Raw genomic sequence first — 22,400 nt, 5'->3', positions numbered from 1 at the left:
TTGCTCGCACTCCCGTCTTCCACCCGAAGTAACGCACCTTTCTTCCTCTATTTACTCGAATCCCCGCCTTTCGCCAGCTGTAACACACTTTTGTTCCTCTATTTGCTCGCACTCCCGTCTTCCACCCGCAGTAACGCACCTTTCTTCCTCTATTTACTCGAATTCCCGCCTTGCGCCAGCTGTAGCACACCTTTGTTCCTCTATTTCCTCGCACTCCCGTCTTCCACCCGAAGTAACACACCTTTCTTCCTCTATTTCCCTGCACCCCGCCTTCCACCCGAAGTAACACACCTTTCTTCCTCTATTTACTCGAATCCCTGCCTTGCGCCAGCTGTAACACACTTTTGTTCCTCTATTTGCTCGCACTCCCGTCTTCCACCCGCAGTAGCACACCTTTGTTCCTCTATTTGCTCGCACCCCCGCCCTCTGCCAGTTACAATGCATCCTTCTTCCACACAAAAGCACAAAATAATTCGCCATTTTGGTGCTTCCATACAAATCTTGTTCTTTACACCCCTCTCTATTGATGTTAGATTTTATAACATAATGGAGAGGGGTGTTGTAAACATGCTGCTGCACGAGTTGATCAGGGATACGATTATGTCCAAAGCTCACATCCTGGCGGGAACGCATGGGAGCGAGACGCGCGAGGTGCTATCGGTCAACATTATGGACTCGCCGGATATTGTCGTGTTCCTGAGGCACGGTGATTTGCTGCTCACCAACGGTTACCTGCTCAAGGACAGCCCCGACCGGCTGATTGATGTCATACGTGGCATGCACGAGAAAGGCTGCGCGGGCCTGGCCATCAAAACCAAACGGTTCTCGCTCGTCATTCCCCCGGCGGCGCTGGAGGAGGCTGACCGCCTGGGTTTCCCCATCCTGGAGCTGTCGATGATCGAATCGACGCTGGGGGATATTTTCAGAGAGTCGATCGGCGTGCTGCTGGAGAACAAAAACCAGGAGCTCCACTACGCGCTGACCATCCATAAGCAATTCGCTGATCTCATGATGCAAGGGGACGGGCTCACCGGGATCATCGACAAGCTATCCTCCATCCTGGGCTCTCCCGTGCTGTTATTGGACGCCAAATGCGCGCCCCTTGCCATGTCCGAAACGCTTTGGTCCCCGGAGCTGGCAGACGTTCCGGAGCGGGTCTCCCTCGCGCTGAGCCAGCAGAGTCTCCCGGACGCCTCGACCTCGCTGTGCATTCCCGGCATCGGGGACCCTCGGTACAGGCAGCTGGAATGTCTCTCGATCTTCACCTACCGCGAAGAAGGATATTTGCTTGCTTTTCCCCCGGCTTATCCGCTCCAGGGGCCGGAGCTGCTGGCGCTGGAGCAAGCGGCACACGTTATCGGCCTGGAGCTGACGAAGCGCCATGCCGTGAAGGAGCGTTCGCGGCGGTACAAGAATGATTTCTTCTCCGACCTCATCGAAGGGTTTGTCGGCACCGAGCAGGAGGCGATGTACCGTGGTGCCAAATACGGCTTGAAGCCGGAACGCAGCGCTATGCTGATTGTCGCTCGGGAAGACGCGGAGCAGACCGCCCGGACGAGCACCAACGCCGAACGCGTCAGCGCGGAGCGCGACAGGCACTATCATATTTTGAAGCAGGGATTCGCCAGGCTGGAGGCCGAGTTCGTCATGTTCGCGAAGAACGACATGTTTGGCTTGCTGCTGTTCGAAGGGCGGGGGGACTGGAACGAGCATGCGCTGGTAGGGAGGTTGGAGGAGATGGTGGCGGATATCCACCGAAGCGAGGGACTTAGCTATTCGCTCGGTATCGGCAGTCCCTTCGCGGCGGCACTGGATCTAGGGCTGTCGTACAAGGAAGCGGTCCGCGCCCTGCAGAGCGGCATCGGGATGAACCGCAGGCGGTTCGTCTCCGTGTATCGCAGCCTGGACATCGGAAGACTGCTCCGCATGCTGCCGTACGAGGAGCTGGAGCGTTTCTATCACGAAGCGTTCAAGGAGCTGCTGGGCAAGGGAGATCAGGAGCAGAACGATATTCTCCGCACGCTCCGCGCTTACTATGACAACCATTGCAATCTGATCGAGACGGCCAAGGCGCTCTTCGTGCACCGCAATACGGTCGTCTATCGGCTGGACAAAGCCGAGAAGCTGCTGGGCCGCAAGCTGAAGGATTCACAGACCGCCTTCGGCTACCGGGTCGCGTTTGCCATGGAGGACGTGCTTCGATTGGACTCTTTTGTACGAAGAAGCTAAAACCATTTTGTTTTTCTATACGCATGCGCTAATGACAGCAGGGCGAGCAACGTTTAAGATAGCAATATAACAAATGTTATATTTCCTAACATCAACGGTAGCGGAAAAGGGAAGGGGTTGGGGATGTTGACAACAAGTGCAATCAGCGTATCGAATGTGACCAAGTCGTTCGTCAATGCCGAAGGACAGGAGATCGCCGTGCTGAACGACATTACAATGGACATCCAGGAACGTGAATTCGTCAGTATTGTCGGGCCGAGCGGCTGCGGCAAGAGTACGATTTTCAATATTATCGCGGGGCTGCTCCAGCCTACGTCGGGAAGCATTACCGTAGGAGGCGCGGACATTAAGCAATCAACCGGCCACGTTGGGTACATGATGCAGCGGGATTTGCTGCTCCCATGGCGGTCCATTCTGGACAACGTCATGCTGGGGCTCGAGGTGAAGGGCATCGGCAAAAAAGAGCGGCGCGACATCGCGATGAGTTACCTGGAGCGCTACCATCTGGAGGCGTTCGCGGGAGCTTATCCCTCCACGTTATCCGGCGGCATGAGACAGCGGGTGGCCCTCATTCGCACCCTGGTGACACAGCCGGATATTATCCTGCTGGACGAACCGTTCTCGGCGCTGGACTACCAGACGCGTCTGGTGCTGGAGGACGAGATCCTGTCCATTCTGCGTGACGAAGGCAAGACGGGTGTGCTCATCACGCATGATATCGAAGAAGCGATATCCGTCTCCGATCGGATCTTCGTCATGAGCAAGCGTCCCACCTACGTGAAGAAAACGTACGATATCGGCTTGTCCGCTCACTACGGATCGGCGATGAAGGCGCGAAGCGATGTGAGATTCAAAGGATTTTTTGAAGACATATGGTCAGAGCTTGATATTCAGATGGGGAGGGTAGGCTAATGGCGAATACGACGACAACAGGCAACACCAGCGTCGCTTCGGCGCATGTGGCGGCAAAGGGAAAAAGCGAATTCGTCCGCAAGCGGCAAGCGGCCGCCGTCAAAGCTTGGTTGATGGTCGTGTTCTGGCGGCTGGCGATTATCGGCGCAGTCCTCGGAATCTGGGAAGCGCTGGTGCGCGGCGGTGCCATCAATGCCTTCCTGCTGGGTTCACCAAGCGCGATCGCCAAGATGGCGGTATCCATGATTTCGTCTGGTCAGCTGATGGAGGATGCTTACGCAACGGTACGGGCGACGGTCACAGGTTTCGGAATTGGCAGTGCGATCGGCTCGCTTGCAGGCTTGCTGCTCTGGTTTTCCAGAACGGTATCCCGCATCATCGATCCTTTCGTTGTTGCGCTGAACGGAGTGCCCAAGATTGCGCTGGCGCCGATGATCATTATCTGGTTCGGCTCCGGTATTTTCTCCAAGATTGTGCTCGCGGCTGTGTCTACGTTCATCGTTGCGCTGCTCTCGGCTTATCAGGCGACGCACCAGATCGACGATTCGCAGGTGAATCTAATGAAGTCCTTCGGTGCTAGCAAGATGCAGATTTTCTCCAAAATTATCGTGCCGTCGTCGCTGCCGTGGATCATCTCGGCGTTCCGCATCAACATCGGCCTGGCGCTGGTGTCGGTGGTGGGCGGGGAGTTCATCTCCTCGGATAAGGGGCTTGGGCATATGATCTTCGTGGAAGGCAATCTGTTTAATCTGCCCGCCGTGTGGGTGGGGGTCTTCACGCTCATGATCGTCGCGGCGGTGCTGTACGCTGGCGTGAGCATGCTGGAGTCGCGTCTGCTGCCGTGGAGCGAAGGCAAGAGCTCGAAGAGTCCATCGGTATAATCGATTAGAAGTCAACTATAGAGAGTGGGAGTGGATGAGGATGAGATGGAGCCAAGCTGTGAAAATGACAGGTGTTGCGTTGATCGGTTCGCTGGTGTTGGCGGCATGCGGTAATGCTGGCGGTTCGGGAACGACGCAGGGCGCGAATGGTGGAAATACAGGGACGACGGAAACGCCGCAGGTTCAAACCGATGTAATCGCGGTTGCGGAGGTATATCATAATCTGTTGTATTTGCCACTGTATGTGGCCAAGGACCAAGGCTTCCTCGAAGAGAACAACATTGAGGTATCGACCATTACGGCAGCGGGTAGCGGCCCGGCTGCACTGGCATCCGTCCTCTCCGGCGAGTCGACGTTCTCCTTCCACGGACCAGAGCATGTCTCCTTCGCTAAGGCGAAGGGCGGCGAGGCGAAGTCCATCAGCATCCTGTCCGGCAGCGCTTCAGTATGGGCGGTGGCGCATGAGGGGACAACCATCTCGACGCCGCAGGATTTTGTGGGCAAGACGATCGTGACGGGCATCGCCCCGACCAGCTCCAACAGTCTGCTGCGCAAGCTGTTCGCGGATAACGGCATCGATCTGAACAATGACGTGACGATTACGGAGGTGCAGAACGGGTCGGAGCTTGGCACGCTGATGGCAGGCAAGGCGGATATCGCCGTTGTGTATGAGCCGCAGCTGGACCAAGGCCTGGTGCAAGGGCTGGAAATCGTCTATGACTTTACGAAGGACTACCCGGATTTCGCCTTCGCCACGCTGAACACATCGGACAAAGTGATCCAGGAACAGCCAGATCTCGTGCGCCGCATGGTGAAGTCGCTGGAGGCCGCGCTGGATTACATTCACGAAGATCCAGAGGGCACGAAGGAGATTGCGAAGAAGGAATTCCCGAACCTGGAGGCCGAGGTTGTAGAGAACGCGGTGCAACGCATGATCGACAGCAACGTGTACCCTCAGGATGGCACCTTGACGGAGACGGCGTTCCAGGCAGCGATAGATATGCAACGATTCATCGGCAATTTGGACAAAGACGTGTCTTACACCGACATGGTGGACGCGAGCTTCATGCCCTAACCAGAAAGGAGCGACGGCGCCATGACGACGGAACCTAAGATGAACTACGAGCAATTCCTGGCGCTAGAGAGGGAGAAATACCAAGGCGGACCCGTGACGAAGGAGGAGCGTACGGCTTACGAGAGGGAGCTGCGCTTGCTCCGGGCGTTCCCTCTATCCGATCACGTAGCTCCCAATGCCGCGACCGGTGAGGAGGCGAAGCTATGATTGCGATCTCGGGACAAGTGCTGACGATTGCCGAGGCGGGCAGGCTGATCGCCGCCAGACGGCTGTCACCCGTAGAGCTGACGATGGATTGCCTGCGACGGATCGAGTCGCTGGAGCCGCGAGTCCAAGCCTGGGTGACAGTAGATGCCGAAGGCGCGCTGCACGCGGCGAAGGAAGCCGAGCGGCTGCAGATGAAGGGCGGAGGGCTGAGCCCCTTGCACGGCATTCCGTTCGGCGTGAAGGATATCATCTGCACGGCGGGCATGCGCACCTCGGGCGGCTCCCAGGTGAACGGTGATTATGTGCCGGATTACGACGCGGCTGTCGTCGAGCGGCTGAAGCGGGCCGGGGCGATCCTGCTGGGCAAAACCACAACGACGGAATACGCGTACCAAGGCGGCGAGCCGCCGACGCGCAATCCTTGGCTGCTGTCGCACACCCCCGGCGGCTCCAGCTCGGGGTCCGCGGCCGCGGTAGCGGCGGGCATGGCGCTCTTCACGCTGGGCACGCAGACGTTCGGCTCGCTGATCCGGCCTGCCGCATACAACGGACTCACCTGCATGAAGCCCACGTTCGGCAGGGTCAGCCGATACGGCGTGTTCACCGCCAGCTGGACGCTGGATCATATCGGCGCGTTCACTCGGACTGCGGAGGATAACGCGATGGTGCTGGAGGTGCTGACGGGCGCGGATGATCGGGATCCCTCGACGTTAGCAGGCACGTCGCCGTCATTCACCTCTGCGATGCGCAGGGAAGTGAAGGATATGGTGATTGGCTTGCCCGATCCCGATGGCTTTTTCCGGCCCGAGACCGCGTCCATCGGCCAGGCGGCAGCGGAGGCGGAAGGCGTGCTGCGAGCGCTGGGGGTGCGGTTCAAGGCCATCAAGCTGCCGGCTTGCATTGACGAAGCGGTGGCCGCCCACAAAATGACGATGCGTGCGGAAGGCGCCGCTTATCATATGGATAGCTACCGCGAGAAGCCGGAGCGTTACGGCCCGGCGATGCGCGAGCAGCTGGAGCTGGGGCTGGAGCTCAGTGCGGCGGACTACTTGCGCGCCCAGCGCGTGCGGACGGTGTTCCGGCGCGGGATGATGGAGCTGTTCGGCGAGGTGGATGCCTTGCTTACGCCGGCAACGCCTACACTGCCTTTGGAGGGCTACAAGACGGGTAATCCGATGTTCAACGGGCCGTTCACCAACACCGGCTTGCCCTCCATGACGGTCCCTGCGGGGATGGACGGAGAGACGGGACTGCCGATCGGCGTACAGCTGGCGGGACCTCACCTTGGCGAGGAGACGCTGCTGGCGCTGGGGCACCGCTACCAAGAGGCGACGTCATGGCATCTGAAGACCGCTCCGATTCTTCATGAGTCGGAGAGCCTACATATGAAGGAGGAGCTCTAATGACCACCATCTATACATCAGATAAAGCGCCGAAATTCCCGTTGCCGTTCTCCCATGCCGTCAAGGCGGGAGATATGGTCTACGTGGCGGGACAGGTCGGGGTGAACCCGGCAACGCTGGAACCGCTGGAGGGCATCCGCGAGCAGACGGCTCAATGCATTCGCAACATCGAGGTGATCCTGCAGGAGGCAGGATTGACTCTGGATCATATCGTGCGCATCACCACGCATTTGGCGTCGCTGGACGATCAACCAGGGTACAATGAGGTGTACGCCTCCATGATCAAGGAACCGTACCCGGCCCGGATGACGGTCTCCAGCAGTCTCGGCCCGTTCTTGATCGAGATGGAGGCCACGGCGTACGTGGGCTCCAAGCGGGGCGAGTAGAGAATCCAACCGGGGTTAAACAAGGTGAAATGGCTAAGACCGTCCTTTGGCGGCGTCGCAAATTTCATTCCACAAAGAACCTGCCTCTCAGCCAATCGGCTGAAGGGTAGGTTTTTTCATTGATTAGGAAACTATTTTTTTTATGTTGTGGATAAGATGTGTCCGCCAACCAATTAATTGGCCGCTGTAACGTACCTTTGTTCCTCTATTTGCTCGGCAACCTGCTGGTCGGTCGTTAGAGCAAGGGGATGAGTCTCTTAGAATCATCCGCAGGATGATTTTGTTCTCGTTCCACTTAACCGATTTCTACTTCCTTATCACTTCTTTACCATCCCCAAAAAGGACTGGTATTTCAAAATGAAAGCGCTATAATAATTAATCGCATGGTCTAAGCGAAGGGATGGGAGAGGATCGATATGGCTGTATTAGTGCTTAATGCAGGTCGGAAATACGCCAAAATCAATAAAAATGTATATGGGCATTTCTCAGAGCATCTGGGAATCGGAATTTATAATGGGATTTTTGTGGGTGAAGACAGTCCGATTCCTAATGTCCGCGGCATACGAACGGATGTGGTGGAGGCGCTCAAGCAGATCGGGGTGCCTGTCTTGCGTTGGCCGGGCGGGTGCTTTGCGGAATATTACAATTGGAAAGACGGCGTAGGCCCCGATCGCAAGCGGATTGTCAATGCAGGCTGGGGCGGCGTGGTAGAGGATAACTCCTTTGGCACGCATGAGTTTCTGGATCTGTGTGAGCAGGTCGGATGCTCCGCGTATATCGCTGCCAATGTAGGCTCTGGTACGCCTCGAGAAGCAAGTGAGTGGGTGGAGTATATGACCTTCGCCGGGGAATCTCCGATGGCGGACTGGCGGCGTCAGAACGGCCGTGATGAGCCGTGGGATGTGGAGTTTATAGGGATTGGCAACGAGAACTGGGCCTGTGGCGGGCACATGCGGCCTGAATTCTATGCGGACGTGTACAAGCAGTTCGAGACCTATATTCGCAACTATGGGGATCGCAAAATCTACCGGGTAGCCTGCGGCGCTGACGGGGCGGACTACGAGTGGACGGATACGCTCATGCGGATGGCCGGGAAGCGTATGGATGGCTTGTCGCTGCACTATTACACAATGCCAGCGTATTACAAGACAGAGGAGTACCCGTGGGAGAAAAAGGGCTCTGCTACGGAATTTGACCAAGGCAGCTATTACCGCACACTTCGCCGGGCCTTGTACATTGATGAGCTGATCCGCAGACACAAGCACATCATGGATCAGCACGACCCGGAGGGCCGCGTGTCGATTATTATGGATGAATGGGGAGCTTGGCATCAGGCTGAGCCTGGCACCAACCCGGCCTTCCTGTTCCAACAGAATACGATGCGAGATGCCATCGTGGCCGCCGTGTCGCTTAATATCTTCAATACACATAGTGACCGGCTGCAGATGGCCAACGTGGCCCAGATGGTCAATGTGCTCCAATCGGTCATCCTAACCGAAGGGGAGCAGATGCTGCTGACACCGACGTACCACGTCTTCGACTTGTTCAAAGGGCATCAGGATTCCACCTGCATTGAGAGCTATGTGCAACAGGATCTGACGGGGACGGAGGACGCCCAGGTGCCTGCGCTGCATGTCAGCGCCTCGGAGCGGGCAGATGGTAAAGTCCATGCGACGGTAGTCAACTTATCGGCGGACGAGCCACGCGAGGTGCGGATCATGCTGGCCGGCAGAGCGTTCTCTTCTGCTGCTGTGCGGTATGTTGGCGGGGACATGACGAGCCATAACCGGTTCGGGGAATCGCCAGAGGTGAGCATCCAAACGATGCCAGACATCGAAGTGAGCGAGAATAGTGTGATGCTCACCCTGCCAGCCTGTTGTGTGGCGGAGCTTGTATTGGAGTAGTGGGAGGCAGAGCAACTGAAACACCCCCCTCTGGGCCGTAGAAGGCCTGGAGGGGGGTTGTTTGTGTCTTGCTTCTACTCCGGCACGCCCTGCGTCACGCCGTGCACGTAGGTCTGCCAAGGGGTGTCCAGTGCGCCATTCCCGGGGTTGTAGGTGAAGAAGTACTCCACCGTGTCCCCCTGCTGCAGACCCTGGACGGGATAGGTGAAATTGCCGCCGCCCGTATTGGTCATCGCTACATTGAGCTGACCGCCGCCGTTGATCTTGTAATGCAGATCGGCAAAGGTCGCGCCGTTGACGTAGAAGAGCAGGTTGTTGCCGGTCTTCTTGAGGCCGCGCACGCTGTCGCCGATGACGACGGTGGTTGGCGGTGGCGGGACGACGGTGATTGTTGCGGTCGCCGTCCGGTTGCCGTCTGCGGTCGTCGCGGTGACGGTTGTAGTGCCAGCAGCGACACCAGTGACTATGCCGCTCGCGTTGACTGTAGCAATGCTGCTATTGGCGACCGACCAGCTGACCTGCTTGTTGGTTGCATTGGCTGGTGCCACGTTCGCGCTCAGCTGGGCCGTCTGGCCGACTTGGACTTGCGTCGTCGCAGGGGTTACGCTGACGCCGGTCACCGGCACGTTCGTGCCAGGATTTTGCCCGCCGCCATTGCCTTCTTTGTACACCCGCACATAGTCTACCTGCATCGTGGCAGGGATATCGGATGGATCCGGCGTCCGACCGCCGTCGAAGTGTCCGCCCACTGCCAGGTTCATGATGAGGTAGAACGGCTGGTCGAACGGTGCGTTCGGATTGTTCGGCGCTGCAACGGAGTACCACTGCTCACGGCTTATCTTGAAGAAGAACTCGCCGTTCACATACCACTTCATGTTGTCCTCTTCCCAGATCATCGTGTACACATGGTAGTCGCTCTCGAAGGTCTGCCCCTGCGGGAAATGATACTCCCCGGCAATGTACCGGTTCACCGGCCATTGGCCGCCGAAGTGAATGGCGCCGCTGACGGTACCGGGCAGACGCCCCTTGGCTTCCATAATATCGATCTCGCCTGATGCTGCCCATGCGCCGTAAGCCGAGTCCTCCGGCAGCATCCACAGCGCCGGCCAGATGCCATCACCTGTTGGGAGCTTGGCGCGAATGTCCACTCGGCCGTATTGCAGGGACAAATTGTCTTTGGTGTTGATTTTGCCAGAGGAGTAGGTGGCGTAGCGGTTCGGGTCCTGCGGGAATGAACGGTAATCGTTCAGCGCCCGGATATTCAGCTTGCCGTCTGCCACAAAGACATTCTGCGTGCTGTTCGTATAATGCTGCATCTCCGCGTTGCCCCAGCCCCACAGATTAGGGTCGTTGCCGATATAGTAGCCTGTCTCGTAATTCCATTTGTTCAGATCGAGTGCGGTGCCGCTGAATTCATCCTGCCAGATCAAGTTCCAGCCTGCAATCGCCGGGTTGGTCGGCGTTCCGATCTCGACATCCCCCTGGTCCGTCACGTCAGGACGAGGTGCGTTGGGATTGCCGATGAAGGAGTACGTGACATAGTTGCTGCCCACACTGCCGCCGGACTGCCCGTTCACCGGATAGCCGATACGGATCTGCATATTTTCCTGAATCGGCTGGAACCAGAGGCCATAGATATAGTCGGCCCAGTAGCCCCACTGATTCGCATCTGACATATTGTTATAGCCGTTGCCGGCATAGACGAAGCCGCTCTGTGCCGAGTTGCTCATATCGACCCACTGGCCGCCGATGTTGATCTGATAGACGAAATTGCCCAGGTCGCTGCCGATTGCCGGACTGCCGCCGATGCGTGGCAGCGGGAGGCCAATGACACCGCTCGCGTCAGCGCTGTAGGTCGTGCCGTCATACGGTGTCAGGGTGTAATTGGTGCGTACTGGTTGGTTGAAGGTGATGGTGTAGATGAGGCTCGCGGACGAGGTTCTAGATTCGAGCTTGACGTTGATGGACTCGGTGACCGTGAACCAGTAGCCGCCTCCGCCTTCGGTGAACTGGCCGAAGTTGCTGTCGTAGATCCAGCCGCTGGCCGCATTGTTGTCAATGTCGATCCAGGTGCTGCTGGCGACTGGCTTGACATACACTTTCAGATCATTGGCCACCGCTTCATACGGAATAGCCGGGTTGTTGTTAAAGGTCGGATACGTGAAGCCGGCCCCGCCAGTATAGCCTGCTGTCAGCTGCGGTCCTTGGGTCGGTGTCATGGAGGTAATGGTGGTCTGATTGACATTCTGGAAGACAAGCGTGTAGCCCAGGCTCACGTTGCTGTTGGCTTTGGAGTAGAGTTGAATCTCGGTGGTGGAGGAGAGGGTAAACCAGTAACCATAGGTGCCGCTGTCGTTCCAGTGTCCCCAGTTTTGGTTGTAGACGAAGCCGCTGGCGCTGTCGATATCGGTCCAGGTGCTGCCGACCTTGACGCGAACGCCTACGTCGCCGGATACATCGTTCCAGGTGGCTGAGCCCCCGTTGAAGACCGGCATCACGAAGCCGTAGCTCGCCTGTCCGACCCCGGATTTGGTGATGACGGGACCGTCATTAGCCGAAAAATAGCTCATCGCTGTGACGGTGGTTGCCGCCTGTACGGCTTGGACCGGAAACAGGCCGATGCCCGTCAGCATCGTCAGTGTCAGAAACAAATGCCACACCTTTCTTTTGATTCGTTGGTCTACCTTGTGTTGTCGTTTCATGCTTGCCCTCCTTTAATCCAATTGGTGTTGCCTGGAAGAGAAGTTTCCCTCGTTTGGAAACCGCTTACAGGCACACTTTTATTCTATCGGATCGGGCAATCGTGTGAAAAGAGACAATAATTGTTGTGCTAGCCCACTTTTTTGGGTTCAGTGACAGCGCTTGGCTCGCCTACGAATTAAAACCGTCCCTCATGGACCTGCTCCTCCCAGTCGGCGCGCTGACGCATCTGCTGGCGGTACTCGGTGGGCTGCATGTGCATCGCTTCGCGGAAGGCTCGTGTGAAGCTTTTGTAGCTCTCGTAGCCGACCAGTACAGCTATCTCCACAACCTTGTACTCGGTCTCGGCGAGCAGGCGCCGGGCTTTGTCCAGCCGCACGTCGCGCAGGTACTCGGCAAAGCCTTTGCCGACATTTTTCTTGAAGAGGTTGGAGAAATACGCATAATTCAGCGACACATGATTAGATACCATGGCGAGATCCAGCGGCTTGTGATAATGCTCGTGGATGAATCGGATGGCCTCGTTCAAGTCATGGGAGTTGCGGTAGCTGCACTTGTAGTCGTAGTAGAGCTGGTTAAGCCGGAGCAACAGCTGCTGCAGGGTCTGGATGTACTCACGGATGCCGGGATAGTCGAACAGGTTGCGGACGGCCTCAATGTCCAGCCGCTCCTCTCCGAGGTAGGGACGGATCACCCGCTCATATTCCTCCAGCAGCTGCACCATGGCCCGGCATAGCTGCAGCGTGTAGCGAATCGGATAGCGCTGAAGCACCTGCTTGTGGAACAATGACGACAAGCCTTGTGTGATGGCCTCACCATTCTTGCTTCCCATCTGGTGGAACAGAGCGTAGAGCTCCTCATAGGGCAGCTCCCACTGGGCTTCCAGCTTCTCCAGATGGACGGGCATCAGGCATCGTTTCTCAGGAAACAGATAACTGTGGCGATAGAGCTCCTGGCCCTGGTTATAGGCGGCAGGCAGCTGTCTTAGACCCGCATAAGGATCAGTCATGATGGTTATCGCGTCCAACTGGGCGGCCTGAAGCGCCGCCGGCAGCGCGCCGGACTCAATCTGGGCATCGACGGCCAGGATCAGATAGGGTCGGTGCTGCAGGCAGACACAGCCCTCCCGGCCGTAGATGCGGTAGGCAATCGATTCGATCTGCGAAGCATTGCTGGCTAACGGCTGGCCTATTGACCGCTCCTCCCGCAGCAGGCAGAGCCGGTACTGCTGCCACAGCCTTGGGTGCAGCTGGGCGGTCCGCGTAAGCCGTGATTCCTCGACAGCTGCACCCTGCATGTACAGACGCAGCTCCTTGCGGTCTGTCTCAAGGGCGAGGCGGGAGACCTGCTTCAGGTTGTCCGAGAGCGCTTGTCCCGTGCGGATCTCCTGGAAGACATGCTCGACCGAGGCTTGCAGATCCTCACGTTTGACCGGCTTCAGCAGGTAACCCTTGGCGCGCAGGCCGATCGCCTTCTGAGCGTAGGCAAAATCGTTGTAGCCGCTAATAATTAGGAATTCCGCGCGAATCTGTGCCTCCCGGACCTTCTCCATCAGCATCAGTCCGTCCATATCCGGCATGCGGATATCGGTGATGACGAGCTGGATGCCGTGGCTGCGCAGCAGCTCCAGCGCTTCTACGCCATTGCCGGCGCTGTAGATGTCGCCCAATACCAGCGGGAACTGGCGTAGCATCGCCTGCAGGCCGTCGCGGATCGGTTTTTGGTCATCCACAATGAGGAGATTAATCATCTCTACCACCCTCCAAGATTGGCATCATGCCAAGGTAGACGCAACGTCACACAGGTATATTCACCCAGCACGCTGTCAATCCATAGTCCACAGTCCTTGCCGTAATGCAGCTGAAGCCGCTTATGGACGTTTTCCAGCCCGAGCCCGTTTTTGCTTGTGTCGATAGGCGTCTCCGTGTCACCGCCCAGCACCGCTTGCAAGTCGCTTAGCTTCTCCGGCTCGATACCTGCACCGTCGTCACGAATTTCGACTAGCAGCAGATCATTGTCCGCCACCCGCACATTCATCCGGATATGGATGCGGCCGCCCGGAGGCGCCGCGTGATGGACCGCATTCTCTACAATCGGCTGCATGCACATCTTCGGAATCGGGTACCGCAGCACCTCTGACGGGAGATCCGCGGTTAGCACGATCTGGCTGCTCTCCATGAAATTGATGAACTGGATATAGCTCCGGATATTCGCCAGCTCCTCGCTGAGCGCTACGGTATCACTGCGCCACTGCATGCTATACCTCAGCTGTGCGCCTAGTGCCACCAGCGCTTCGGCGATGGCTGGCTGCCGCTGCACCTCCGCCAGCATCCGGATTGACTCCAGTGCGTTGTACAGAAAGTGCGAATTAATCTGCGAGTGCAGGGAGTGGAGCTGCGCATTTTTGGCAATCAGTTGCTTATCGACCACCTGTGTCATCAACTGTTGGACCTCACCCAGCATATTGTTGTAACTGACCGCTACCTCATCGATCTCGTCCCCGCTCTCGCGCGCGGTTAGCCCGGTATCGATCTTGGCATTCAGATTGCCCTTGCGCACCTGCCGCATGGATATGAGGACGCGGTCCAGCCGCCGGAAGATCTGCCGGGTCGTCAAGGAAACGAATAACAGAATCAGCAGCATGACACCCAGCGAAATGGCCACCACCAGCGTGTACCAGCTGCGGGGTCCCTTCATCAATACCTGATGGGAGGCGATATCCACCACATAGGCGTTCAGAGGCGCAACATACCGATAGATCGCATAGTAGGTCTGATCCCCGCTCCGGACCTGGGCAGGGCGCTCTTGCTGGAGCGCATCCAGCCGGCCGTGCACCCGGGCAAGGATGTCACTGAGGGATTCGCCAGCCTCCTGAACGAATGCATGGCGCGCATTGTAGACCGTCCGGGACGGATCGTCAGCATCCATAACGACAGAGAAAAAATCACCTCCGTCCTCCGCCAACAGCTCGCTGAAGACGGTGCTATGACGGGAACGCACCTCCATAATCGTCGGCAGTCGCTGCTCCCCCTGCAGTCTCACAAGCCGGTAGTAGGACAGCGTCTGCCCGCCTTCCCGAAACGCAAACAGCTGGTAGGCGCCGCCGCCAGCCTCGCGCAGCGTTCGCCAGTAATCCTGCGGTGCAAACCGATCATAATGATAAATTTCGGGCCAGATCTCATGTAGCTGGGGATTATCGACATAGAAGCTGACCTCGCTGATTAGCTCATGGCTCTGAATGATGTTATGCATTTGCTCATATTGATTTTGCCGGAATCGGACCAGTCGCAGGCCGTCGGCACGCATATTGGAATGAATGAAATCCACGAAAGACTTCTGCGTCAGTGCAGTCGATGAAGCGTTTTCAAGGGCCTCCAGCCGGTTTCGCAGCTGTTCGTTCAGCCGCGAGACATGGCTGCTGCCGTTGGCCATCGCGTCCTTGTACAGCTGGGTCTCCTGCGTTCGGATGAAGAGGAGAGACACCAGGACGGCGGGGATGGCGATGGCGAGGGTGAAAGCCAAAAAGAGCTTTTGCGAGATGCGCAGCTTACGATACAGTTTGCCTATATGAACTAGCAAAGCCTTCATTCCCTTCCCTCCCCGTCTCCGTAATATACCATATATTTCAAGGAGAAATGGTGTGATTTTATGGCAGCAGGGAAAGGGAAGGCCGGCCGCCTCACGGCGGCCGGCTGAACTTCAATGCATGGGAATGGTGGAGCACGGGCAGGCTATTCAGCCATCTTGGTCTTGCGTGCATCCAGCTCTGCCTGTCGGTGAGCCATGACCTCTGCGAAGCCGTAGCTGTCCCGGCGGTCCAGGTAGCTGGAGAAGATCTTGTCAAACGCTGCCTCATCCTTGGCGGTAATCAGCTCTGGCAGCACTTCCTCCCAGTTCTGCGAGATCCGCGCCCAGTCGACTGCGACATCGGAGTCGCCGAGCGGATCGAGCCCTTTGTAGATACCGCTGTCGATATCGGCCTGGGCGTTGGCGAAGTCCTCCATCTGCTTGATGACAGGGGCTTTCTCGGGACGCCACTGATTCACGATTACCGGGTTGCGCAGCATCCAGTAGGTGTCCATGATGCCGTATTCCTTCTCCAGTCGCTCAATGTCCGACTCCAGCAGGGACACCATCTCCGGCTTCAGCTGCGGCTCGCCGCCTACCATATCCCACGTCTCGCCTTCCTTGCCGAGGAACAGGTCACGCTGGCCTTCTTCGCTGGTCAGGTAGGTCAGGAAGCGGATCGCCCGCTCCGGGTGTGGCGTGGACTTGCTGATCATCGTCACCATCCAGCCGTCCATGTTGCCAGGGAATAGCTTGGCGCTGTCGCCCTTGCTGTTCTGCGGTCCATCCACGGCGATATAATACGAATCCGGGTTGGCGCTGGCGGAGAGCATCGGATTAACGGCCGCCATACCGGTCCATTCGCGGACCATCATGAAGTAGCGGGCATTGTTGGTTTTCTCCTCGACCTGTGTATCCGAATCGACGAGGAAGTCGACGTTAATCAGACCGCGCTCGTAGGCGGTGCGGAATGTTTTGAGCCAGGTGATGTAGTCGGGATCGGTCATCCGGTCATACACCTGACCGTCCTTCTCATGCGGGATGGCCAGCAGGTTCTGCAGGTACTCGGTCATACCATAAGGGACATTGCCCTGGGCAAAAAACGGACTCATCGGCTGACCCTTATACGTGGAGAACTCATCCTTAAGCTTTTGCAGTGCGTCCAGGAAGCCCTCGGGTGTACTAAGGTCGGGACGTCCCATATCCTCGTACAGATCCTTGCGCACCAGGAACGTCTGGTTGGCCGCGGTCATACCGGTCTCGTGCATCAGATTCGGGCTGTACGAATCATTGGGAACGCCGTAGGTGTTGCCATTCTCCTGACGGTACCACTTCAGTGTGCCATCGCCAGCCACCTTGAAGAAATACGGGTCATACTGGTCGGCAAGCTCATTGAGTGCATACACATGGTCGCCTTCCCACAGCTTGGTGACGGCGGTCTCCCATGATCCCAAGGAGATCAGATCGGGCAGCTTGCCGGAGGTCATCATCAGCGTAATCTGCTCATTGGGTTCGCCCGACGGCACCTCCAGCTTGACGTTAACGCCGGTTTTCTCCGTCACATACTTCGAGGCCAGGCTCTCGCCCCAGGAGTGAGCGTACCAGGAGGCGCCGACGAACCAGGTCAGATCAATGGGGCTCGTATCCAGCGACCAGGCGGGCTCATCAGGATTCAGCGTGGTTGTGGCATCATTTGGCTGTTGTTCTGTGGTATTCGTAGGCTCTGGAGCCGGGGGCGGGTCATTATTCTCGGAGTTGGTACAGGCGGCCAATGCCAGCGCGAGTGCGCCGGCTATGACAACTGTCAGACCTTGCTTGATGAGCGGGTGTTTCATAGTGGGATCATCCTTTCTTTTTCTATCCGGGTGGTTATGAAATTTGAATGGTGCCAATACCCGTGCACCAGGTACGCGTCTTACGGCCTCGCTCACCCCTTAATTGCGCCGATCAGCACACCCTTGACCAGGAAGCGCTGGATGAAGGGATATACCATTAGAATCGGCAGGGTGGCAACAACCATCGAGGCGAACTTGATGGAGTTGCCCGGCAGACGTGCACCGAACTGCGCCATCGCTTGCTGCTGCATGAAGGACATCGAGTTCTCAGCAATGATTTTGTAGAGCATCGTCTGCATCGGCAGAATCTCCTGCGAGCGAATGTAGATGACCCCCATGTAATAGTCATTCCAATGATACACCGCCGAGAACAGGCCGATGGTGGCCAGAACCGCCATACTGTTGGGCAGCACGATCCGGAACAAGACGCCGTAGTCTGAAGCCCCGTCGACCTTGGCTGACTCCTCCAGGCTCTCGGGGATCGTGCGGAAGAAGCTCATGAAGATGACCATATTGAAGAACGTATACATCGACGGAATGATGAAGACCCAGAAGTTATCGTACAGCCCCAGCTTCGTCATGAGCAGGAACGTTGGAATCAGACCGCCTGAGAACAGCATGGTAATCAGCGCAATCTTCATATACACTTTGCGGCCGATCAGCTTGTGCTTGCTGATGCCATAGGCGACGATAGCAGTAAACAGCACATGCGCCACCGTTCCGATGACGGTGCGGAGCGTTGTGATCAGGAAGCCGTTCATCAGGCTTTTGTCATTGAACACCACACTGTAGCTCGCTAGCGAGAACGCCTCCGGAAACCAGTTGACCGTGCCGAGCATCGCCTGCTCCGGCGCATTCAGCGAGTTGATGAAGACGAACCACATCGGATACAGCGTCATGAAGCACACCCCGAGCATGATCAGGGTATTAAAGAAGTCGAACACACCGAAGCGCCGCATGCCACGTTTCATAGGCTAATTTCTCCTTTCTACAAAAGTCGCTTTTCAGCACCGAGAAGGTTGAGAGAAGGTGGAAATGAGGAGCGGAGCGTAGGTAGACCTACGTGAGCACCGGAATTTACACCTGAACTCAAGATTCGATGTCGACTCCACTTCTGTGGCTTACTTCGTGATCAAAAGCGATACTAAAAAATACTGTCCCCTGTTAGTTTTTTGGAGGTATAGTTGGCCAAAAATAGCAGCCCCAGCGCCACAATCGAGCGGACGAACAACACAGCGGTAGAGAACGAGTGACGTCCGGATACCAGGCCCATATTGTAGATGTACAAGTCCAGACTCTCGGCCATCCGCATGTTCATATTGTTCTTGAGCATGAAGATCTGCTCGAAATTGCTGCCCAGCATGCCGCTGACCGCCAGAATGAACAGGATGGCGATGGTCGGCCGAATGCACTGAATCGTAATATGCCACATCCGCTGCCAGCGTCCGGCTCCATCGAGCTCCGCCGCCTCGTACAGCGCGGGATCGATACCAGCTATTGCCGCGATATAGATGATTGCACTCCAGCCGGTTTCCTTGAGCACATCGGAGAAGTAGATAATCCACCAGAAGTACTTGGGATCGCTGTTGAACAGAATCTCACGGTCCTGCAGGCCCAGCGCGATCATCAGCTGGTTCACCACACCACCCTCGCCCAGCCAGTTCAGCAGAATGCCGCCGAAGATCGTCCAGGCAATGAAATGCGGCAGATACGAGATCGTCTGCACGGTCCGCATGAAGCGCAGACTGCGAATCTCGTTGAGCAGCAGCGCGAACAGGATCGGAATCGGAAAACCCAGTACCAGCTTGATCGCACTCATCCCCAGCGTGTTGCGGATCGAACGCCAGAACCGCTCGTCGCTCATGAAGTCCTGGAAGTGCTTGAGTCCGACAAAAGGCGACTCCAGCATCGGTCTGGCAATGCTGTAATCCATAAAGGCGATGATCAGCCAGAACATCGGAATATAGCAGAAGATGATCATCCAGACGATGCCTGGTACAACCATGCTTTGCAGCTGCCACTGCCTGAAAAACGCTTTCAGTTGATCGGTTCGAAATGGAAACATGTGCGGGGCCCCCTTCCATTCCATCGTATGTAAATCGCTCCGTGAAAAAAAGGTCCGACGTTTTTGACCCTATCCCATTATTTTAGATTGGATTGACCTGCCGCGCAGATGCCGTATGCTGGGGGTACAGGAGAGGAGAGGGCAAAGCATGAATCAAGGGATGAATGAGCTGATCTGGAAGCAGGAATTTACGGGGAAAGACGTCGACTTGGGCGCATGGAACATTCGGGAAGGCAATGATCTGCTGGACAACGACGGTAAGCCGATTCACCCCGGCTGGGGCAATGGGGAGCTGCAGTATTACACCGGGCACGCGGGAAATCTGTTCCTGGATGAGCAAGGCTTGCACCTGTGCGCACGCCACGAGGAGACCCGGACAGAGGACGGCCGTACATTTGCCTATACGTCGGCCCGGCTCGACACCAAGGATCATTTTGCCTACTGCTATGGCAAGCTCATCGTACGGGCCAAGCTCCCCGTCGGGCAGGGACTGTGGCCTGCGATATGGCTGCTGCCCCAGGATCAGGCCTATGGCCCGTGGCCGGCTTCTGGCGAGATCGATATCATGGAAGCCAAGGGGCGTCTGCCTCGTCAAGTGTCAGGAACGCTGCATTATGGCAAAGATTTCGAGAATAAAGTGACGGACGAGAGCACCTATCAGCTGGAGGATGGCGATATTAGCCAATTCCGGGAGTATGCGCTGCATTGGGGGCCGGACCGGATGCGCTGGCTCGTGGATGGCCACTGCTATGCGGAGCGCCAGCTGGAGCCGGGTGTCATGCCCTTTGACCAGCGATTCTACCTGGTGCTGAACCTCGCCGTGGGCGGCTGGTACGACCGGGTCGACGTCGATGAAGGGGTGCTGCCGGGGACCATGACGGTAGAGGGGATTTGGTTGTATCAGTAACGCCACTTAAGCGCATCATCCGCTTTCGGTATTACATGCCGAGAGCTTTTTTGTGTACGTAGAAGAATATGGATTGGAAAATATGGGAAGGGTAAGGCTGACTAATCAGGAGGAGGAATCATTGTGGCAGACCATCAGGATCAGCAGCCTACATCGGACAGTCAGGCAAAAGACCGGAAGACACTCACAACGCGGCAGGGCCATCCCGTGCCCGATAACCAGAATATCCGCACCGTTGGCAACCGGGGGCCAGCGACGCTGGAGAACTATCATTTTATCGAGAAAATCTCCCATTTCGACCGCGAAGAGGTGCCGGAACGGGTGGTTCATGCGAGAGGGGCGGGCGCATTTGGCTACTTCGAGACGTATGGCAAGGTCGGTGACGAGCCTGTAGAAAAATACACCCGCTCCAAAGTGTTCTCCGGCGCCGGCAAGCAGACCCCGCTCATGGTGCGCTTCTCCACAGTCGCAGGTGCGAAGGACTCCCCGGAGACGGCCCGTGACCCGCGTGGGTTCGCAGTGAAGATGTATACCGAGGAAGGTAACTGGGATCTGGTGGGCAACAATCTGAAGATCTTCTTCATCCGCGACGCCATGAAGTTCCCGGACATGATTCATGCGTTCAAGGTGGACCCGGCGTCGAATGTGGCCAACCCGGAGCGGATGTTTGATTTTGTCTCCCGTACACCGGAAGCGACGCATATGATTACGTTTCTGTTTTCACCGTGGGGCATCCCCGCCACTTACCGCCATATGCAGGGTTCCGGTGTGAATACGTACAAGTGGGTCAACGATAAGGGCGAAGCTGTACTGGTGAAATACCATTGGGAGCCGAGGCAGGGCATCCGCAACCTGACGCAGGACGAGGCGGATGCCATTCAGGCCAAGAATGTCAGTCATGCGACGCAGGATCTCTATGAAGCCATTCGGGACGGCGACTATCCGGAGTGGGAATTGTTCGTCCAGATCATGTCGGATGATTACCATGAGGAGCTTGATTTTGATCCGCTGGATGACACCAAGCTGTGGCCGGAAGAGCAGTTCCCATGGTTGCCAGTAGGCAAGATGGTGCTCGACCGCAATCCGGTTGACTACCATGCGGAGATCGAGCAAGCGGCCTTTGGGACGGGAGTACTCGTGGACGGTATGGATTTCTCGGATGACAAAATGCTGCAAGGCCGCACCTTCTCGTATTCGGATACCCAGCGCTATCGCGTAGGGGCCAACTATCTGAAGCTGCCGGTCAATGCGCCCAAAGCGCCGGTCCATACGAACCAGCACCGGGGCCAGATGGATTTCCGCGATCCGGCGGAGGCTGGTGCCAACCCGCATATCAACTACGAGCCGTCTACGCTGGGTGGCCTGCACGAAGCAGACAGGTCGGAGCGGCCGCCGCATCGCCCGATGTACAACGCTGCGGTGATGAGCGAGCCGATCGACCGGCCCAACAATTATGGCCAAGCCGGGCATACCTATCGCAGCCTGGAGGGATGGGAGCAGGATGAGCTGATCAGCAATCTCTCCGCTGCGCTGGCGGTATGTGCAGCTCCGATTCAAGAGGCCATGATCAATCACTTCACCCAAGCTGATGCGGAATACGGGCGTCGTGTGAAGGAAGGCATTCAGGCGAAGCTGGAAGCCATGGGCAGCGGGCAACAGGAGAGCCAGGTGCCGGGACGCGAGGCAGGCAAGTCCAAGTACGGGATTAGCACCTTGGCTGCCAACCAAGCAGCGGACGACGCCGTGCGCGAGGGTCATCCGGCGGATCCGTATTAAGAGATAGGTAGAGTTGTGAGTAGCAAGGGGTGCCGTTCGTGAGCATCCCTTTTTTGTATGCACGTTGCCTCCTTACCCGCATGCCTATTCGCTGGACCCTGTTGGAAGAATGGCGTGTCCGGGCGTAACCAGGCGATCTAGTAGGAGTAGGAGTGGGTGGAGTAGGTGTCCGAGCACATTCAGAGGTAAAAGGTTACTTGGATCGATTTAAAGTGGACGTGCGGGTGTAACCAGGGGTAAAAGGTTACTTGGATCGAGCGGAATTCGGCGTGCGAGCGCAACCAGGGGTAAAAGGTTACTTGGATCGAGCGAAAGTGGACGAGCGGGTGCAACCAGAGGTAAAAGGTTACTTGGATCAAGCGGAAGTGGGCGTGCAGGTGCAACCAGGGGTAAAAGGTTACTTGGATCAAGCGGAAGTGAGCCTGCGTGTGCAATCAGAGGTAAAAGGTTACTTGGATCGAGCGGAAGTGGGCGTGCGGGTGCAATCAGAGGTAAAAGGTTACTTGGATCGAGCAAAAGTGGGCGTGCGGGTGTAACCAGGGGTAAAAAGTTA

17 protein-coding genes are annotated in these 22,400 nt (G+C 56.9%); 11 read left to right on the top strand and 6 right to left on the bottom strand.

Annotation, left to right across the window (positions count from 1 at the left end; all coding sequences use genetic code 11):
- Positions 1–567 precede the first annotated feature (567 nt).
- From F556_RS0112765 to F556_RS0112730, 8 genes are all read left to right on the top strand, one after another.
- The gene (locus F556_RS0112765; RefSeq protein ID WP_020617352.1) at positions 568–2,229 is read left to right on the top strand and encodes a PucR family transcriptional regulator; all 1,662 of its coding nucleotides are present in this window, start codon (positions 568–570) and stop codon (positions 2,227–2,229) included.
- Positions 2,230–2,352: 123 nt separating this feature from the next.
- Entirely contained in the window at positions 2,353–3,141 is a 789-nt protein-coding gene (locus F556_RS0112760; protein ID WP_020617351.1) for an ABC transporter ATP-binding protein, read from the top strand.
- Entirely contained in the window at positions 3,141–4,022 is an 882-nt protein-coding gene (locus F556_RS0112755) for an ABC transporter permease (RefSeq protein ID WP_020617350.1), read from the top strand. The genes F556_RS0112760 and F556_RS0112755 overlap by 1 nt, the downstream gene beginning before the upstream one ends.
- Before the next feature lie 40 nt (positions 4,023–4,062).
- A complete protein-coding gene (locus F556_RS0112750; RefSeq protein WP_020617349.1) occupies positions 4,063–5,097 on the top strand; it encodes an ABC transporter substrate-binding protein in 1,035 nt (344 codons plus the stop codon).
- 21 nt (positions 5,098–5,118) lie between these two features.
- The gene (locus F556_RS0112745) at positions 5,119–5,304 is read left to right on the top strand and encodes a hypothetical protein (RefSeq protein ID WP_020617348.1); all 186 of its coding nucleotides are present in this window, start codon (positions 5,119–5,121) and stop codon (positions 5,302–5,304) included.
- The gene (locus F556_RS0112740) at positions 5,301–6,707 is read left to right on the top strand and encodes an amidase (RefSeq protein ID WP_020617347.1); all 1,407 of its coding nucleotides are present in this window, start codon (positions 5,301–5,303) and stop codon (positions 6,705–6,707) included. Before F556_RS0112745 ends, F556_RS0112740 begins: the two co-directional genes overlap by 4 nt.
- A complete protein-coding gene (locus tag F556_RS0112735) occupies positions 6,707–7,093 on the top strand; it encodes a RidA family protein (RefSeq protein WP_020617346.1) in 387 nt (128 codons plus the stop codon). Before F556_RS0112740 ends, F556_RS0112735 begins: the two co-directional genes overlap by 1 nt.
- Before the next feature lie 416 nt (positions 7,094–7,509).
- Positions 7,510–8,997: an alpha-N-arabinofuranosidase gene (locus tag F556_RS0112730; RefSeq protein ID WP_020617345.1), complete on the top strand. Its 1,488-nt coding sequence runs from the start codon at positions 7,510–7,512 to the stop codon at positions 8,995–8,997.
- A gap of 74 nt (positions 8,998–9,071) precedes the next feature.
- Here F556_RS0112730 and F556_RS0112725 read toward each other — a convergent pair whose 3' ends face one another.
- From F556_RS0112725 to F556_RS0112700, 6 genes are all read right to left on the bottom strand, one after another.
- The gene (locus F556_RS0112725; protein ID WP_020617344.1) at positions 9,072–11,699 is read right to left on the bottom strand and encodes a family 16 glycosylhydrolase; all 2,628 of its coding nucleotides are present in this window, start codon (positions 11,697–11,699) and stop codon (positions 9,072–9,074) included.
- Between the two features lie 176 nt (positions 11,700–11,875).
- Positions 11,876–13,447, bottom strand: a complete 1,572-nt coding sequence (locus F556_RS0112720; RefSeq protein ID WP_020617343.1) for a response regulator — start codon at positions 13,445–13,447, stop codon at positions 11,876–11,878.
- A 2-nt stretch (positions 13,448–13,449) separates the two neighbouring features.
- Positions 13,450–15,285 (bottom strand): sensor histidine kinase, encoded by a 1,836-nt coding sequence (locus tag F556_RS0112715; RefSeq protein WP_020617342.1) that lies wholly within the window; start codon positions 15,283–15,285, stop codon positions 13,450–13,452.
- Positions 15,286–15,428: 143 nt separating this feature from the next.
- A complete protein-coding gene (locus F556_RS0112710; protein WP_020617341.1) occupies positions 15,429–17,099 on the bottom strand; it encodes an extracellular solute-binding protein in 1,671 nt (556 codons plus the stop codon).
- Positions 17,100–17,191: 92 nt separating this feature from the next.
- A complete protein-coding gene (locus tag F556_RS0112705) occupies positions 17,192–18,070 on the bottom strand; it encodes a carbohydrate ABC transporter permease (RefSeq protein ID WP_020617340.1) in 879 nt (292 codons plus the stop codon).
- 173 nt (positions 18,071–18,243) lie between these two features.
- Positions 18,244–19,164 (bottom strand): ABC transporter permease, encoded by a 921-nt coding sequence (locus F556_RS0112700; protein ID WP_020617339.1) that lies wholly within the window; start codon positions 19,162–19,164, stop codon positions 18,244–18,246.
- Between the two features lie 148 nt (positions 19,165–19,312).
- Between F556_RS0112700 and F556_RS33895 the strand changes: the two genes are divergently transcribed.
- From F556_RS33895 to F556_RS0112685, 3 genes are all read left to right on the top strand, one after another.
- Positions 19,313–20,071 (top strand): glycoside hydrolase family 16 protein, encoded by a 759-nt coding sequence (locus tag F556_RS33895; protein WP_020617338.1) that lies wholly within the window; start codon positions 19,313–19,315, stop codon positions 20,069–20,071.
- A 123-nt stretch (positions 20,072–20,194) separates the two neighbouring features.
- Positions 20,195–21,847: a catalase gene (locus F556_RS0112690; protein ID WP_020617337.1), complete on the top strand. Its 1,653-nt coding sequence runs from the start codon at positions 20,195–20,197 to the stop codon at positions 21,845–21,847.
- 299 nt (positions 21,848–22,146) lie between these two features.
- The gene (locus tag F556_RS0112685; RefSeq protein ID WP_157272731.1) at positions 22,147–22,383 is read left to right on the top strand and encodes a hypothetical protein; all 237 of its coding nucleotides are present in this window, start codon (positions 22,147–22,149) and stop codon (positions 22,381–22,383) included.
- Positions 22,384–22,400: the final 17 nt, after the last annotated feature.

This window comes from Paenibacillus daejeonensis DSM 15491 (assembly GCF_000378385.1).
GTDB classification, from domain to species: domain Bacteria; phylum Bacillota; class Bacilli; order Paenibacillales; family Paenibacillaceae; genus Paenibacillus_D; species Paenibacillus_D daejeonensis.
The sequence above is the reverse complement of the archived record's forward strand: the minus strand, read 5'-3'. Positions and strand labels throughout refer to the sequence as shown.

Coding starts and splice junctions, on each gene's coding strand:
- F556_RS0112755 (WP_020617350.1), top strand. CDS start 3,141: ATGGCGAATACGACGACAACAGGCAACACCAGCGTCGCTTCGGCGCAT.
- F556_RS0112705 (WP_020617340.1), bottom strand. CDS start 18,070: ATGAAACGTGGCATGCGGCGCTTCGGTGTGTTCGACTTCTTTAATACC.
- F556_RS0112710 (WP_020617341.1), bottom strand. CDS start 17,099: ATGAAACACCCGCTCATCAAGCAAGGTCTGACAGTTGTCATAGCCGGC.
- F556_RS0112725 (WP_020617344.1), bottom strand. CDS start 11,699: ATGAAACGACAACACAAGGTAGACCAACGAATCAAAAGAAAGGTGTGG.
- F556_RS0112720 (WP_020617343.1), bottom strand. CDS start 13,447: ATGATTAATCTCCTCATTGTGGATGACCAAAAACCGATCCGCGACGGC.
- F556_RS0112715 (WP_020617342.1), bottom strand. CDS start 15,285: ATGAAGGCTTTGCTAGTTCATATAGGCAAACTGTATCGTAAGCTGCGC.
- F556_RS0112745 (WP_020617348.1), top strand. CDS start 5,119: ATGACGACGGAACCTAAGATGAACTACGAGCAATTCCTGGCGCTAGAG.
- F556_RS0112765 (WP_020617352.1), top strand. CDS start 568: ATGCTGCTGCACGAGTTGATCAGGGATACGATTATGTCCAAAGCTCAC.
- F556_RS0112760 (WP_020617351.1), top strand. CDS start 2,353: ATGTTGACAACAAGTGCAATCAGCGTATCGAATGTGACCAAGTCGTTC.
- F556_RS33895 (WP_020617338.1), top strand. CDS start 19,313: ATGAATCAAGGGATGAATGAGCTGATCTGGAAGCAGGAATTTACGGGG.
- F556_RS0112700 (WP_020617339.1), bottom strand. CDS start 19,164: ATGTTTCCATTTCGAACCGATCAACTGAAAGCGTTTTTCAGGCAGTGG.
- F556_RS0112730 (WP_020617345.1), top strand. CDS start 7,510: ATGGCTGTATTAGTGCTTAATGCAGGTCGGAAATACGCCAAAATCAAT.
- F556_RS0112750 (WP_020617349.1), top strand. CDS start 4,063: ATGAGATGGAGCCAAGCTGTGAAAATGACAGGTGTTGCGTTGATCGGT.
- F556_RS0112740 (WP_020617347.1), top strand. CDS start 5,301: ATGATTGCGATCTCGGGACAAGTGCTGACGATTGCCGAGGCGGGCAGG.
- F556_RS0112735 (WP_020617346.1), top strand. CDS start 6,707: ATGACCACCATCTATACATCAGATAAAGCGCCGAAATTCCCGTTGCCG.